We start from the raw sequence: 15,669 nt of genomic DNA on the forward strand, positions 1-15,669 counted from the left end.
GGGCAAGAAGGTGATCCATGAAGCGGAGCAAGGACATCGGCCACATGGCCCGGAACGGCGGCATCTCCACCCTCGCCCAATGCGAGCACCTGGGCGAGTTGATGGGGAGTGCGGCCCGTTGATCCCCCGTCCCCTGACTCAAGGGCGCCCCACGGCCGCCACGCGCCGGCATGCCGCCATCACCGCCGCCCTGATGGTGGGGCTGATGTCCAGCACGGCCCTGGCGCAACAGCAGCCCGCCCCTTCTTCCGCCACGCCCCCCGCCGGGCCCCAGGCGGCTCCGGCCGCCACGCCTCCCGCCCCGCCGGCGGCGCCGAAGAAGGACCAGCCGCCCGTCCTGCTGGAGGCGGACCAGGTCGACACCGACAACGAGCTGGGCATCACCACCGCGACCGGCAACGTGCAGCTGTCGCAGGGCGGCCACGTCGTGCTGGCCGACACCATCAGCTATAGCGAGCGCTCCAACGTCATCACCGCCAGCGGTCACGTCGTCATGATCCAGCCGGACGGCGAGGTGATGTTCGGCGACTATGCGGAATTGACCGAAGACCAGAAGCAGGCCTTCGTCGACCAATCGCGCATGCTGTTGCAGGACAACAGTCGCCTGGCGGGTTACCAGGCGGAGCGCATCGACGGCCGCTACACCCGCGTCACCCGTGGCACCTACAGCCCCTGCAAGCTGTGCGAGGACGATCCGACGCGGCCCCCCACCTGGCAGATCCGCGCCAAGCAGGTGACGCACGACAACGCGTCGCACGACATCTACTTTCGTGACGCCACCATCGAGGTGGCGGGCGTGCCCATCACCTACATGCCCGCCTTTTCCATGCCCGACCCCACGGTGGACCGGCGCAGCGGCTTCCTGACGCCCACCATCGGCTACAACAGCAATTTGGGCACGTTCGCCCGGGTGAAGTATTATTACGACATCTCGCCGGACAAGGATCTGCTGTTCGACCTGACGCCCAGCGCCAATGACGGCCTGCTGATCGGTACCAAGTACCGCGAGCGCTTCACCAACGGCTATCTCGAGCTGCAGGGCGCCGCGACCTACGCGGAGAACACCCAGAACTCCAGCAACGGCATCATCAGCCCCAAGGAATTGCGCGGCTGGGTGCAGGGCGTCGGGCGGTTCGACATCGATGACTCCTGGCGCTGGGGCTTCGACCTGAACCGCGTCACGGACGACAATTTCCTGCTGCGCTACAGCTACAGCTCCGAACAGCTGCTGACCAGCCGCCTCTACACCGAGCATTTCGCCGGCCGCGACTATTTCAACGCCGGCATCTACGGCTTCCAGGATCTGCGCCCGTCCAACACGCTGGAAGAGCCGGTGGCCCTGCCGCTGGTCACCTACAGCGCCCTGGGCGAGCCGGGCGAGACGCTGGGCGGTCGCTGGTCCTACGACGCGCAGTACCTGGACCTGTGGCGTGAACAGGGCGTGCGCTCGCGCCGGGCCTCGCAGGTGGCGGGCTGGCAGGGCGATTACACCAACAGCCTGGGCATGGTCACCACCGTGAACGCCCTGTTACGCACCGACGCCTACGCCATCGGGAACCTGAAGGACGCCGCCAACGGCGGCCCCAGGGATGATTTCACCCGCGTCCGCATCTTCCCCCAGGGCCAGATCATGACCCGCCTGCCCTTCGTGCGCGAGGACGGCACGGTGTCGGAGATGATCGAGCCCATCGTGGCCTTCACCGCGGCCCCTAATTATCATAACAGCCGCGACCTGCCGAACGAGGACAGCGAGGACATCGAGTTCGATTCCACCAACCTGTTCCGGCTCAGCCGCTATCCCGGCGTCGACCTTCTGGATGGCGGCCAGCGCGTGACCTACGGTGTCCGCGCCGGCGTCTACGGCAATGGCGGCGGCAGCAGCACCCTGTTCTTCGGCCAGAGCTACCGCCTGCAGCACAACACCGACTTCGCCGTCAATTCGGGCCTGTACAGCCGCCAGTCCGACTATGTCGGTCGCCTGGAGATGACCCCCAGCCCGTGGATGGACCTCAGCTACGGCTTCCGCCTGGATCCGACCACCGGCGCCCAGCGCATGCACGACTTCACCGGGTCGTTCGGTCCGTCCATCTTCCGTGTGTCGGGCAGCTACCTCTACATCAACAAGCTCGAACTGCAGAACGGCACCACCGCCGACACCACCGCCAACCTGCAGGAAGTCAGCGGCGGCGTGACCTCGTCCTTCCTGAAGTACTATACGGTGGGCATTTCCACCCGGTACAACCTGGCCGAAGGCGGCGGCCCTGTGTCCACCAGCCTGACCACCACCTACCAGGATGACTGCTACACCTTCTCGCTGATCATGGAGCGCGATTACGCCCAGCGCGTCGGCCTGGCGTCAGGCAACCGCATTTACTTCCGCATGATCTTCAACAAGCTGGGCATGTTCGTCAGCCCCGCCTTCACCGGCACCTCACATTAGTTTTGCAGGTAACTCGGTTACGGGGCCTATACTCCCCCATCGCGACCAGGCGGCGCCCCAGGCAGAAGGGGCCCGCCGCCGATACCCGAGGAAGAACCCCATGCCCGCTTCCCTGCTGAACCGCCGCGCCCTGTGCCGGGGCCTTGCCATCGCCGCCGTGGCCGTCGCGGGCCTCGCGACGACCCGTCCCGTCGATGCCGCCGGCGCCCCCTCCACGTCGAGCTTGCCTAGTTCCGCCGCGGGCTCGGCCTACGATTACAAGTTCACCTCCATCGACGGTGATCCGCTGCCACTCAGCCAGTTCAGAGGCAAGGCCATCCTGGTGGTGAACACCGCCTCGCTCTGCGGCTTCACCCCGCAGTACAAGGGCCTGGAAGCCCTCTACACCGCCTACAAGGACAAGGGCCTGGTGGTGCTGGGCGTGCCCGCCAACGACTTCCACGACCAGGAGCCGGGCAGCAACCAGGAGATCAAGCATTTCTGCGACGCCAATTTCGCCGTCGACTTCCCCATGACGGAGAAGGAAACGGTGACCGGCGACAAGGCCCACCCCTTCTACAAGTGGGTCAGCGCCGCCAAGGGCGCGCCGAAGTGGAACTTCCACAAGTACCTGATCAGCCCGGAAGGCGCGCTGATCGCCGCCTTCCCCAGCAAGGTGGAACCGGAATCGCCGGAATTGAAGGCCGCCGTCGACGCGGCCCTTCCCCACAGCAGCTAAAGGGGCGCCACCGGGCCGGCCACCGCCCCGGCCATCGGCCCGCCCACGAGCCCGGATTGCGTATAGGCCGACAGCCGCTTGAGTTTGGGAAGCGGCCCCGCTAGGGTCAGGCCCGGGAGACGTCGTTTCCCGGGCTTACTAATTCCTTGTTCTCCCTGACCTATCTGCTGGGTGTTGGCGCCACCATGAGTTATGGCCTCTATGATCACAGCCGCCGGGCCCGCCGCCGCTTCTGGGGGCGTCTGGGCAAGTTCCTGCTGCTGGCCGGTGTCGTCGGCGTGGCCTGCGCCTTCAGTTACGAGGTGGGCCAGGAACAGCTGATCCGGCGGGAACAGAGCTTGCAGACGCAATTGAGCCAGGCTCAGTCCGCCAAGGAGGAGACGGAGCGCAAGGTCGCCCAGCTGCAGGCGGCGCTGCAGACCGCCGAGGTGCGCGTCAGCGAGCTGCAGGTGCGCTATGACCGCGACGTGCCCACGGGCGACCTGGGCCGGCTGAAGGACCTGCTGGCCAAGAAGATGGTGGAGGGCGTGGACGCCGGCCGCCTGGCCTTGATCATCGAGCAGACGGGCACACCCCGGTCCTGCGGTAAGGCGGAAACCAAGCGCTTCGTCCTATCGACCTCGCTGTACAAGGGTCCCAACACCTCGGCCGGCTTCGCCGATGGCGCCATCACCGTCTCTGGCGAAGGCGCCACCTCGCGCAGCCCGGACGGCGCGCCGCAGTCCTGGTTCGATCCGGCCAAGCCGGTGACCCTGAAGTTCACCGACAAGAACGGCAAGGAAACCCAGACCACGGGCATGCTGCCGCTGCAGCATTCGGTGATCATCGACGACACCGAATACCGCTTCAAGATCAGCCCCGGCTCACGCTCCTTCGTGGATGTGGTGGGCGACCATTGCCCGTTTCCCTGAATGAGCGGGCAAAGCCCACATCGCTGACTTGGGTTTTGCCTCTTCACGGGCGCCTTTCCGGCGCGCCGGTGGCCGACAGGTCGCCGGCGTCCAGTTCCAGGTCCAGGTCGACCGGATAACCGCCGTAGAATCCCGATTCACGCCGCGCAGCAGCAGGCGGGCGCGGGGATCGGTCAGGATGGGTCCCTTGGGCTCCAGCGTCAGCGCCTGATAGTCGTAATCGGCCAGCGCCCGGGTCACCAGCGCCACCTTGCCGTTGCGGTCGGGGTTCAGCACCACCGGCACGCCGGCGCCGGTGGGGTCGCCCCCATAGGCGTCAGGATAGCCGATGTGGCCGGGCGCCTCCGCCTGCAGACCGCCATAGGCCAGCACCGGCGCCATGCCGTCGAAGCGTCCCAGCAGGCGACCGCTCAACTTCCCCTGCAGACGATATCCCGCCGCCGTCCACGCCGGCAGCGCCTGGGCCAGGTCCACCTCCGCCACCGTGGCGCTGAAGCCACCGCCCTCATCCGGGGCCAAGTGCACATGGCCTCCGGCCCAAGCCAAGTCGCCGCCCTGCAGCAGGACCCGGCCATCCGCCAGCTGGAAATCCATTCCCACATCCGCCACCGCGAGGGCGGCCCGCACGGCCTTGGCCTCGATATGCTGTGACGGCGGGCTGTGCAGCGGGACCAGCCCGTCCAACACCACCGCTCCCTTGAGGCCGTCGATGGCCAGTGTCGGACCGACAAGGTTGACGGATTCCGCCCGCACCTCCCCCGACCCGGTCAGACGCCCCTGGTCCCAGGATAGGCGGGCCCGGCCCGCCACCGTGCCCAGTCCCTGGATTGGTCCCGCCAAGCCGGCACCGGGCAGCAAGCGGGTGAGGTCTGGCACGTTGGACAGGGTCAACGGTTCCAGCACCGCCGCCGCCTCCCCCCGTTTTTCCGCCCCGATCCAATGGCCGCTGAGCCCCAGGATCAGGGGAGTGCCCAGTCCCCGAGCCTGGCCGGCCAGGGTCATGGTGGCGGCCGGGTCGCCGGACAGTGTGACGGCCAGCGCCAGGGGCGGCAGCACCGTGCCCTGCACACGGCCGCCATCCAGGGTGATCTGCCAGGGATTGGCACGGTTGGCGTGATCGAAGCCGGCGGACAGATGGGCGCCTTCCAGCGTGCCGCCCAGCAGCACCGGCGCCTCCACCGACGCGGCGGAAGCCTCCAGGGCGCCCAGCCCTCCGGCATCCCAGTCGGCGGTGACGTGCAGGCCGGTGGTGCCCCCGGCGATCAACGGGGTGGCTGCCGGGCCCAGGCGCCCCACCAGGGCGCCCTGCGCCTCGGCATGCCCCCGGCGTTCCTTGCCCCAGCCGCCGCGCCAGGTCACGGCGAAGCGGCCATCGGCGCCAGGGTCCCAGCCCAGGCTGACCGGCGTTCCCCGCCCGTCCCGCAAACGCCCGCCCAGCTGCGCCGGGCGGGTCAGGTCCAGATGCCAGGCGCCGTCGCCCTCCGACTTCAGGGTTCCGCCGCCATTGAGGAAAGCCGCCATCAGCGGCAGCTCCGGCGCCGTCAGGTCCTCCGCCGTCACGGTCACGGCCAGGGTGCCGGCATCGGCGGCGCCGGCCACGGTCAACAGGCCTTCTCCGGTCCAGTCCCCGGCCCCCCGGACCCGCAGGGTCACCCCCCAGGGGGCGGTCGTCATGGCGGCCTGCGTGCCGGTCCAGGGCTCGGCGCCCTCCAAGGCCAGGTGCGCGTTGGGCGTCTCGGCGGTGGCGCTCACGCTCCAGCTTCCCCCGTCCCCTTGCGCGGCCATATGGGCCGAAAGGGGGCCGGGCCAATCGCGCACGCGCAAGTCCTTCACCGTCACTTCCGCCTTGGCCGTGCCCTTGGCCCCAGCCACCAGGGTGGCTGACACCATGGGGGTGGCGCCTGGGGCCGCGTCCAATCGCAGCGCGGGGCCCGCCGCCGTCTTGGCCAGGTTGATGGTGACGGCCAGCGACGGCCAGCCGGCCGCCGGTTCCATCACCGCCTGCCCCTGCCAGGCGCCGACTTCCGCCGCGTCTTCCGTCTTGTGGTCCAGTGTGGCATGCAGGGCCAAGGGCAGCGACCAGTCGCGGTGGATCAGCTGGACCGAACCGATATCCACATGATCGATGGGCAGGTCGATCAGTCGGGTCAGTGCTGGGCCGTTCAGATGGCCCATGTCCAGGCTGATGCCGGTCAAGGCCAGACGCGCGGGCTCCCCCCAAGGCAGCAGGCCGGCGAAGGTCACCAGCGCCGTGTCGGCCTCCAGCCCGGGTTGCAGGCGCACGCCCGCCTCCAGCCAGCCCCAGCCGGCATGCCGCACCGTCACCTGGGCGTCGGGAAAACCGGCCCCGGCCAGGGCCGCTTTCAAGCGCTGTTCCGCCGTGCCTGGCAAAATCAGCCGCCCGGCCAGGATCATCCCCGTGATGGCAAGGATCACCGGCACCAAGCCCCATAGCCAGCGCATCCCCAGCGGCGGCAACCGTCCAGGAAACGGGACCGGCACGCGCCACAGGCGAAGCGGCCTGGCGCGCTTGGCCTTGGGACCCCGCAGGTCGGGAGGCCGCATTCCGGGCGGCGGCCGTAACGGCGGCATGGACATGGGGTGTACAGATCCCTTCCCGGCCCCGGCGGCACCCGGAACCGTGGTGGAGAGTGGCAAGACCGGCGGCGGACCACAAGCGGCACCACAGCCCCCTGTGTGCGGCAGGAAGGTCCGGCCCCCGACGCTTCACCGCCCCCTCATGCAAACGGCTTGCCGGTTTTGATCATCCCTCCCACGAATTTTGCCGCAGGCGGGGGGCGGCTGCGCCACAAGGGCGGTTCAAATCGGCCGGCGGGGGCGCTATGGTCCGCCGACCGGCAAAGCCGGATACGGACGCGCCCACCACAAGAACGAGCTTCCCAAAATGGATCTTGAGAACACCCTGTATCTCGACCTGCCGGCCGGCCGCGTCGTCATCGCGCTCCGCCCTGACCTCGCCCCCAACCACGTCGCCCGCATCAAGGAACTGGCCCGCGACGGCTTCTACGACGGCCTGAACTTCCACCGCGTCATCGAGGGCTTCATGGCCCAGGGCGGCTGCCCCCTCGGCGACGGCACCGGCGGTTCGGGCAAGAAGCTGAAGGCGGAATTCTCGGCCGAGCCGCACGTGCGCGGCGTCTGCTCCATGGCCCGCGCCATGAACCCGGACAGCGCCGACAGCCAGTTCTTCATCTGCTTCGATGACGCCACCTTCCTGGACCGCCAGTACACCGTCTGGGGCAAGGTCACCGAGGGCATGGAATTCGTCGACGCCCTGAAGAAGGGCAGCCGCCGCGACAACGGCAGCGTCACCGACCCCGACAAGATCGTGAAGATGCAGGTCGCGGCCGACGCCGCCTGACCCTGACATCCCGCGTTCCGGTTCAAGTTCGACCGCCCGCCCCCTAGGGGGCGGGCGGTCGCTTTTCGGGCTGGGGCAAGGTCAGGGGGTAAAAACGGCCACCCGGGACGGGTTTGGCCCCCCTGGTCCGGCAGAAACTGCCGCGAGGGGAACCCCCTGCCACCCTTGCCTACCCCCTTCCGAGCTAAGCGATTGATTTTAATCGATCTCGAATGTTGGCACGCCCCCTGCATATAGGGAGGCGACTAACAAGCGGCCGGCATCGACCGGTAGCGACGTTCGAGGCGAAAATGGAAAACCCGATTTACGTGGCGCTGTCCCGTCAGGAGGCGCTGTCCCGGCAGCTGGATGTGGTGGCGAACAACATCGCCAACATGAACACGACGGGCTACAAGCAGCAGCGCATGCTGTTCCAGGAATACCTGGAGAAGCCGGCCCGCGGCGAACGGGTCTCCTTCGTCCAGGACTATGGCCTGATGCGTGACACCCGCGCCGGCGCCCTGCAGGTGACCAACAACACCCTGGACCTGGCGCTGAAGGGCGATGGGTACTTCACGGTGGAGACGTTGTCCGGCCCGCGCTACACCCGCGCCGGCAATTTCCAGCTGAACGACCGCCGTGAGATCGTGGACCAGAACGGCCTGCCCGTGCTGGACACCAACGACAACCGCATCACCGTCCCCGACGGCACCACCGACCTGAAGATCCAGGGCGACGGTACTGTGATGGCCGACCGCGCCCAGCTGGGCAAGCTGAAGATCGTCAGCTTCGACGACCAACAGCAGATGCAGACCCTGGGCGGCGGCCTGATGACCACCACCCAGACGCCACGCCCATCGGCCAACCCGCAGCTGACGCAGGGCGCGGTCGAAGCCTCCAACGTGCAGGCCATCGTCGAATCCACCGTGATGATCGACGTGCTGCGCCAATACCAGATGACCCAGAAGCTGGTGGACGAGGAACACGATCGCATCCGCAACGCGATCACCCACCTCGCCAAAGCCCAATAACGCCCCCGTGACGCCGAAGAAGTAGGAGAAACAGATCATGCGCAGCCTCTCCATCGCCGCCACGGGCATGCAGGCCCAGCAGACCAACGTCGAAGTCATCTCGAACAACATCGCGAACATGACGACGACCGGATTCAAGCGGCAGCGCGCCGAATTCCAGGACCTGCTCTACCAGAACATGCGGCGCGTCGGTTCCAACTCGTCAGACGCCGGCACCATCGTCCCCACCGGCATCCAGATCGGCGCCGGCGTGAAGACGGCGGCCGTGTACCGCATCAACGAGCAGGGCAACATCACCACCACCGGCAACAGCCTGGACCTGGCCATCAACGGCAACGGCTTCTTCCAGGTGACGCTGCCCAGCGGCCAGATCGCCTACACCCGCGCCGGTTCCTTCTCGCTGAACGCCAACAGCCAGGTCGTCACCTCCGACGGCTATCTGCTGAACCCCGGCTTCACCCTTCCCCAGAACGCGGTGGACATCTCGGTGGACGCCTCGGGCCAGGTGCAGGCCAAGATCGACGGCCAGGTGAACCCGGCCATCGTCGGCCAGCTGACCCTGGCGAACTTTCCCAACGCGGCCGGCCTGGAAGCCATCGGTGACAACCTGCTGCTGGAAACCCCGGCCTCGGGCCAACCGGTCACCGCCGTCCCCGGCTCCACCGGCTTCGGCCGCATCACCCAGAACGCGCTGGAAACCTCCAACGTCAACGTCGTGACCGAGATCACCAACCTGATCCAGGCGCAGCGCGCCTACGAGATGAACTCGCGCGTCGTGACCACGACGGACCAGATGCTGCAGTCCATCACGAACATGAAGTGACGGCGGCGGGAAGCGGAGAACAGTCATGAAAGCCTTGGCCACCATCCTGCTGGGCACCAGCATCCTGTTCAGCGCCGGCGCCGCCGTGGCCGCCGACCTGCACGGCGACGTGGACGTCAACGCCGACACCATCCACCTGGGCGACCTGTTCGACGCGCTGGGCCCCAACCAGGCCACCATCGTCATCGGCCAGGCCCCGGCGCCCGGCCACCGCATCACCTACGACGCCTCGGTGCTGGACCGCATCGCCGCCGCGAATGGTGTGAATTGGAAGTCCACCGGCAATGAACGGGTGATCGTCAGCCGCCCGTCGGTGGATGTCACCGCCGACCAGATCCAGGCCGCCTTCACCAAGGCTCTGGCCGACGCCGGCGCGCCGGCCGGCATGGAAGTGCAGCTGGACAACCCCGGCACCGTCCTGCGCCTGCCGGCCAACAGCGACAGCAGCATCGGCTTCGCCAACGTGAACTACGACGCGGCCCGCGGCCGCGCCACCGGCGACCTGGTGATCCCCGCCAAGGGCGAGCCCGTCATCCGCCAGAGCTTCGGCGCCCGTGTGGCCGTCATGGTCACCCTGCCGGTGCTGAACCGCCGCGTCGCCCCGGGCGAGACCATCGCCGCCAGCGACGTGGAATGGAGCAAGGTGCCGCGCACCCGCATCAGCGGCGACGTGGTGACCGAGGCCCGCGACCTGATCGGCCTGACCGTGCGCCACGGCGCCAGCCCCTACCAGCCGGTGCGCATCGATGAGGTGCGGGCGCCGGTGGTGGTCACCCGCGGCGCCCTGGTCACCATGATGCTGCAGTCGGGCAACATGACCCTGACGGTCCAGGGCCGCGCCCAGACCGAAGGCGGCATCAACGAGATCATCCGCGTCACCAACACCGCCAGCAACCGGACCATCGACGCCCGCGTCGCCGGTCCCGATCTTGTCATGGTGCAGCCCACGGCCCAGGCCCCCCAGGCGCAGTTCAACACCGCCGCCCGCGCCACCCGCACCGCCCTGAATTGAGGAGAGACATCATGCCTGTGCCTTCCACCATCCGTGCTCTCCTCATCGCCACCGTCGCCACCGTGGCGCTCAGCGGCTGCGGCGCCGTCGACCGCATCAACAACATCGGCAAGGCGCCGGACATGAGCACCCTGTCCGATCCCACGGCGCAGAAGGGCTATCAGCCGGTGCGCATGCCCATGCCCACCCCGCCGGTGCTGGAGCGTCAGGCCAACTCGCTGTGGCGCCCGGGTGCCCGCGCCTTCTTCAAGGACCAGCGCGCCAGCCAGACCGGCGACATCCTGACCATCGCCATCTCCATCAACGACAGCGCCGACGTCTCCAACGAGACCAAGCGGTCCCGCGCCAATTCCGACAGCATGGGCATCCCCAACTTCTTCGGCCTGGAGGCGCAGATCCCCAAGGTGCTGAATTCCGCCACCTCGGCCTCCAGCCTGGTGTCCACCACCAGCGCCAAGGCCTCGGACGGCAAGGGCACGGTCGCCCGGTCCGAAAAGATCGACCTGAAGATCGCCGCCCTGATCACCCAGGTCCTGCCCAACGGCAACCTGGTCATCCAGGGCAAGCAGGAAGTGCGCGTGAACTACGAACTGCGCGAGCTGACCATCCAGGGCATCATCCGGCCCGAGGACATCGACAACACCAACGCCATCTCGTACGAGAAGATCGCCGAAGCCCGCATCTCCTACGGCGGCCGAGGCCAGATCACCGACGTGCAGCAGGAACGCTACGGCCAGCAGTTGCTGGATGTCCTCCTACCCTTCTGATGACCCTCTGACCATCATCCCCGACAAGCGGCCTGGCGGTGCCCCCGCCGCCGGGCTTCCCTCCACCCGGCCGGCGCGGCCGACACGAAATCGTCCGAGTTCCATTTTCACCTGTTAGTCCCCCCCGTGTCCACGGGGCCTCTGTGGACCTTTGTTGACCTCGAACAAACTAAAAAGGGCCGGTGTCGCGTGCACCGGCCCTTCTTTTATCCAGGGACTGGCTGGTCGATCAGGATCAACGGGCCAGGACGCGCGCGGCCTCCTTGGTCCGTCCCACCGCCTGGCCCACCTGCTGATTGGCGGCCGATATGCTGGACAGGCTGCGGGTCACCGTTTCGACGGCACCGGCCGTCCTCTGCATGTTCGACGACATGTCACGGGTGACGGCGCTTTGCTCCTCCACGGCGCTGGCGGTCGACGTCACGAACTCCCGCACCGCGCTTATGGAGTGGCGGATGGCATCCAGGGAAGCGACCACGTCGCTGGACACGGCCTGCATGCCCTCGATCTCCTCCGAGATCTTTTGAGTGGCCTTGGCGGACTGGTCGGCCAGATTCTTGACCTCCGTCGCCACCACGGCGAATCCCTTGCCGGCGTCCCCCGCCCGCGCGGCCTCGATGGTGGCGTTCAACGCCAGCAAATTGATCTGGCCGGCAATGGTGCGGATGACGTCCACCACCCCCTCCATGGATTTGGCGACCGCCGCCAGACGTTGGGTCGCCGTGTCGGCACGCACCGCCAGCTCGGCGGTATTTTCAGTCGCCGACCGGGACTGGGTCATGCTCTGCGCGATTTCCCGGATGGAGGCGGCCAACTCCTCCGCGCTCGATGCCATCGTCTGCACCACACCGGACGTTTCGCCTGCGGCTTGGGCGGCGTCCTCCGACTGCCGCGTCGACTGCGTCACGGCCTGATCGATCTCACCGAAGTTTCGGTCGATGAGGATCTTCAGGTCAGCCATCGTCTGGATCTGCGAAGTGATGTCGGTCGCATACTTCACCACTTTGAATGGCTTGCCGTTAAGGTCGAGAATGGGATTGTAGGACGCTTCGATCCAGATCTCCTTCCCGCCTTTGCCGAGACGTTTGAATTGCGCCGCACGGAATTCACCGCGCCGCAAATCCCGCCAGAAGGCTTGGTAGGCGCCACTGTCCCGCATCTCCGGTTCAACGAATAAACTGTGGTGGCACCCCCGTATTTCATCGAGGGAATACCCCATGGTCCGAAGGAAATTCCCATTCGCGGTCAGGATGGTGCCATCCATCGCGAACTCGATGACCGCCAATGATTTGTTGATCGCCTCGACCTGACCACGCATGTCCACGTATTCCATCTTCCGCGCCGTCACATCGGTAGCGAATTTGACCACCTTGAAAGGACGTCCCCTCCGGTCGCAGATCGGGTTGTAGCTCGCCTCGATCCAGACTTCCTTTCCACCCTTGCCAATGCGCTTGAATTGCGCCGCCTGGAATTCGCCCCTTCGCAGGGCATCCCAAAACTGCGCGTACTCGGCGCTTTCCTTGATCAAGGGCTCCACGAACAGGCTGTGATGCCGGCCTTTGATCTCGCCCCAGGCATAGCCCATGACTGTCAGGAAATTGGCGTTGGCCGCCAGGATCGTGCCATCGAGGGCGAACTCAATGATGGCCTGGGACTTGTCCAAGGCCGCCAACTTCCCGGCCATTTCACGGGTGCGACGCGTTTCGAACATCGGGCCTCTCCACATATTTATGGCTGATCTGGCGGCTTCAGAGGCGTATAGCCGTCGTGAATATTTTATAGCCGCGCTCACGGGCAAAAATTTGAAGCAAAATTCGTTAATGATCCGTTGATCTTATTTAATAAATGACGATAAAAAGGTTATATATCGGCCCGACCGCGCCTATGTTACAATGTTTTATATTTCTATTTCGGTTTATACAAATTTGGCAATGCGGCATTTTATTCTATATTATTTCGGGTATTTTGCTTGTTTATACCTGACATGATTTGGCAAACAGCGCCATATCTTTAGCTCATCAGGTTAGGTTGACCACCGCTGAGTGGCTTGATCGACGTGCCGATGATATGAGTTGGTCCTGGTTGCATGCACCACCAGCCACCTGGATGCGAGGACGTTAGGACGTTGGCCACCGACCACGCGGATACCGAAACGGCGTCCCTACCGCTGTCCAATCATCTGTCCCTCAACACGTCGAAGGCTGACGAGGCTGTGGCGTTCGTTGAAAGCCGCCTTTCCGTGACGGCCCTGCGGGGCCCCTCGTCCACCGCGGCGGGCCACACCCGGATCAGTCATTGTCATCTGCCTGGAAGCGACCTTTGGTATTGCGCCTACGGCTTCCCGGTCACCCTGGGCTTCCCCGAAGGGGCGTATTTGAGGCTGCAAATACCTTGGACAGGACGTGGTTTGACCAGCACAAACGGTAGCGATGTCGCGCTTGCCCCCACCATGGCCTGCGTCTCCTCCGCCGACGCCAAGATCGACTTCCATCAAGGTTTCCAGCAATTCGCCTGGCGCGTGCCCATCGCCGGCCTGACACGCAAGCTGGCGAGCCTTACTGGCGAGGCAATTAGCGGCCCCCTGCGTTTTGAGGCCGCGCTGGACCTCAGGGCGCCGAAGGGGCGCGCTTTGAAAGAGATCTTTTCCAGTTTGGCCAGCGCCGCGAACAATTTACCGGGGCCAGGCGGTCGCCTGGTCCTGACCGAGCTGGAACAGGCGTTGACAACCGCGTTGCTGGTCACCGGCGTCCATAGCCACCGCCACATCCTGGAAGGTCCCGTCCAAGGGATCGCTCCCTGGCAAGTGCGGCGCGCGGAAGACTTTATCCAAGCCCACGCCGAAGAGCCGCTGACAATCGAGGACATCGTCGCGGTGACGGGGGCAAGCGCGCGTAGCGTCTTTCGCGCCTTCGCCCAATGCCGCGGCTATTCACCCATGGAGTTTGTGAAGCGCACCCGGCTTCAGAAGGCGCGGCGCTTGGCCGAGAGCGGGCAACCGGCACTGACGGTAACCGACATCGCCCTCTCATGCGGCTACGGCGACCTGAGCCGCTTCAGCAAGGACTTCCTGAACGCCTTTGGCGAGCCCCCCTCCACCGTCTTGCGCCGCCATCGCGGGCCGGCTGGAAGATGACGCGGCCACCTCTGAACGGCCGCGCCTCGTTGGAGCTTCGACCACCCGCGCCCCCGTGCGGGTGGTCGAATAGATCGGCCTGAACGCCAGTGGCGGGAATGCGCGGCGGCTTCAAAGGCCTGCTGTAAACTGCGTCAATCGTCGCGCTGCGTGCGCTCCATCCGCTCATGCCGCTCCTGGGCCTCCACCGACAGGGTGGCGATGGGGCGGGCCTCCAGGCGGCGGACGCCGATGGGCTCCCCCGTCTCTTCGCAATAACCGTACTCGCCGAGTTCGATTCGTTCGATGGCCTCGTCGATCTTGCTGATCAGCTTGCGCTCACGGTCCCGCGTGCGCAGTTCCAGGGAACGGTCGGTTTCCGCCGAGGCGCGGTCGGCGATGTCCGGTTCCTGAATGCCGCCATCCTGCAGATTGACCAGGGTTTCGGTGGACTCTTTCAAAAGCTCCGCGCGCCATTGCAGCAGCTTCTGACGGAAATACTCCGTCATCACGGGGCTCATGTACGGCTCATCCTCGGACGGGCGGTAATCCGGGGGAAGTATCGGAGACGACATATGTTTTAGTCCGAATCCAGTGTGATCGAGACGGCGCGGAGTATAGGGAGACGGAACGCAACCCGCAATACTGTGCGCAGCACCGGCACACGTTGTTTAAGTCACTGAAACGGATGGTAATTGTGCATCCTCTCACCCAAAGCGAGAGGGCGACCCGCCATTCGGGTTAAGGGCATAAGCATATAAGAATAGGAGGGGCGCCCAGGCCGGGGCGCGGGCTTCAGCGCGAGGCCGATTCGAACTTGGCCAGTTCCACCTGCGCCCGCAGGTCGATCTCATCGAGCACTTCCTGCAGGCGGGGATCGCCCACGGTCTCACGCCGGCTCTGCACCATACGCACCAGGTCCTGCAGCCGTTCGCGCGGAAAGGTGCCGGCCAGCAGGCCCAACCGCAACTCGTCCAGCTTGTCCAGCAAGGTCTCCGCCCGCTGGCGGGCCTTGCGCTTGGAGTTCAGCGCGTCGTCGACTTCCTGCAGGGCCAGCAGCGGCGTGATGGCCATGGCGGTCTGCGCGCCGGTCACGGACTTCGCGCCCTCATCACCCTCGCCTTCCGACACCTGGGTGCGGAAGCTGTCGCCGCCGGCCCGTTGCGTTTTGCGCGTCTGGCTGGAGGGAAGGGAGGAACCGGGACCTTGGATCTTCATATCGTGCCGCCACCGCAATCTGGGCCAGCCGCCCGGAACACCCGGACCATGTCACCCGTCCCCGCCCGGACAAGAACCGGAAAAGGGGGCGATTCCGCCGGTTTGGCGGGCCTGCGGCCTGTCTTATTGTTACCATCCGCAGGGAAGACGCGCATAGGGCAATTTTTGCCGGGGATATTCGGCCGCCCATGGCCTTAACCGCGGGCCGACGGCCCTTGTTCCGGCGGCGGCACCTGGGAAACCGGCGGATTTGGGCGCATGCTGCGGTTGGCACGA

13 protein-coding genes are annotated in these 15,669 nt (G+C 66.1%); 9 read left to right on the top strand and 4 right to left on the bottom strand.

Annotated elements, in window-relative coordinates; all coding sequences use genetic code 11:
* Positions 1 to 118: 118 nt before the first annotated feature.
* From UAA55_RS24630 to UAA55_RS24640, 3 genes are all read left to right on the top strand, one after another.
* On the top strand, positions 119 to 2,440 hold the full coding sequence (locus UAA55_RS24630; RefSeq protein WP_322956090.1) for an LPS-assembly protein LptD: 2,322 nt from the start codon (positions 119 to 121) through the stop codon (positions 2,438 to 2,440).
* Between the two features lie 100 nt (positions 2,441 to 2,540).
* Positions 2,541 to 3,158, top strand: a complete 618-nt coding sequence (locus UAA55_RS24635; protein WP_322956091.1) for a glutathione peroxidase — start codon at positions 2,541 to 2,543, stop codon at positions 3,156 to 3,158.
* Between the two features lie 146 nt (positions 3,159 to 3,304).
* On the top strand, positions 3,305 to 4,069 hold the full coding sequence (locus UAA55_RS24640) for a hypothetical protein (RefSeq protein WP_322956092.1): 765 nt from the start codon (positions 3,305 to 3,307) through the stop codon (positions 4,067 to 4,069).
* Here the strand turns inward: UAA55_RS24640 and UAA55_RS24645 are convergent.
* Entirely contained in the window at positions 4,022 to 6,511 is a 2,490-nt protein-coding gene (locus UAA55_RS24645; protein ID WP_322956093.1) for an intermembrane phospholipid transport protein YdbH family protein, read from the bottom strand. The genes UAA55_RS24640 and UAA55_RS24645 overlap by 48 nt on opposite strands.
* Positions 6,512 to 6,974: 463 nt before the next feature.
* Between UAA55_RS24645 and UAA55_RS24650 the strand changes: the two genes are divergently transcribed.
* From UAA55_RS24650 to flgH, 5 genes are all read left to right on the top strand, one after another.
* A complete protein-coding gene (locus tag UAA55_RS24650) occupies positions 6,975 to 7,451 on the top strand; it encodes a peptidylprolyl isomerase (protein ID WP_322956094.1) in 477 nt (158 codons plus the stop codon).
* A 290-nt stretch (positions 7,452 to 7,741) separates the two neighbouring features.
* The gene (gene flgF, locus UAA55_RS24655) at positions 7,742 to 8,461 is read left to right on the top strand and encodes a flagellar basal-body rod protein FlgF (RefSeq protein WP_322956095.1); all 720 of its coding nucleotides are present in this window, start codon (positions 7,742 to 7,744) and stop codon (positions 8,459 to 8,461) included.
* 37 nt (positions 8,462 to 8,498) lie between these two features.
* Entirely contained in the window at positions 8,499 to 9,284 is a 786-nt protein-coding gene (gene flgG, locus UAA55_RS24660; RefSeq protein ID WP_004272664.1) for a flagellar basal-body rod protein FlgG, read from the top strand.
* Between the two features lie 25 nt (positions 9,285 to 9,309).
* The gene (gene flgA / locus UAA55_RS24665) at positions 9,310 to 10,296 is read left to right on the top strand and encodes a flagellar basal body P-ring formation chaperone FlgA (protein ID WP_322956097.1); all 987 of its coding nucleotides are present in this window, start codon (positions 9,310 to 9,312) and stop codon (positions 10,294 to 10,296) included.
* Positions 10,297 to 10,307: 11 nt separating this feature from the next.
* A complete protein-coding gene (gene flgH, locus UAA55_RS24670) occupies positions 10,308 to 11,063 on the top strand; it encodes a flagellar basal body L-ring protein FlgH (RefSeq protein WP_322956099.1) in 756 nt (251 codons plus the stop codon).
* A 235-nt stretch (positions 11,064 to 11,298) separates the two neighbouring features.
* On the opposite strand, the gene UAA55_RS24675 is transcribed toward flgH, so the two are convergent.
* Positions 11,299 to 12,774 (bottom strand): methyl-accepting chemotaxis protein, encoded by a 1,476-nt coding sequence (locus UAA55_RS24675; protein ID WP_322956101.1) that lies wholly within the window; start codon positions 12,772 to 12,774, stop codon positions 11,299 to 11,301.
* 414 nt (positions 12,775 to 13,188) lie between these two features.
* Here UAA55_RS24675 and UAA55_RS24680 point away from each other — a divergent pair, with 414 nt between their 5' ends.
* Positions 13,189 to 14,196, top strand: coding sequence for an AraC family transcriptional regulator (locus UAA55_RS24680; protein WP_322956103.1), 1,008 nt, complete (start codon positions 13,189 to 13,191; stop codon positions 14,194 to 14,196).
* A 134-nt stretch (positions 14,197 to 14,330) separates the two neighbouring features.
* Here UAA55_RS24680 and dksA read toward each other — a convergent pair whose 3' ends face one another.
* Both dksA and UAA55_RS24690 read right to left on the bottom strand, forming a co-directional pair.
* Positions 14,331 to 14,750: an RNA polymerase-binding protein DksA gene (gene dksA, locus UAA55_RS24685; protein WP_004272667.1), complete on the bottom strand. Its 420-nt coding sequence runs from the start codon at positions 14,748 to 14,750 to the stop codon at positions 14,331 to 14,333.
* Between the two features lie 220 nt (positions 14,751 to 14,970).
* Positions 14,971 to 15,393 carry a flagellar assembly protein FliX gene (locus UAA55_RS24690; RefSeq protein ID WP_322956104.1) on the bottom strand — a complete coding sequence of 141 codons (423 nt, stop codon included), beginning with the start codon at positions 15,391 to 15,393 and terminating at the stop codon, positions 14,971 to 14,973.
* Positions 15,394 to 15,669 lie beyond the last annotated feature (276 nt).

The sequence above is a fragment of the Nitrospirillum guanabarense genome (genome assembly GCF_034653355.1).
GTDB lineage: Bacteria > Pseudomonadota > Alphaproteobacteria > Azospirillales > Azospirillaceae > Nitrospirillum.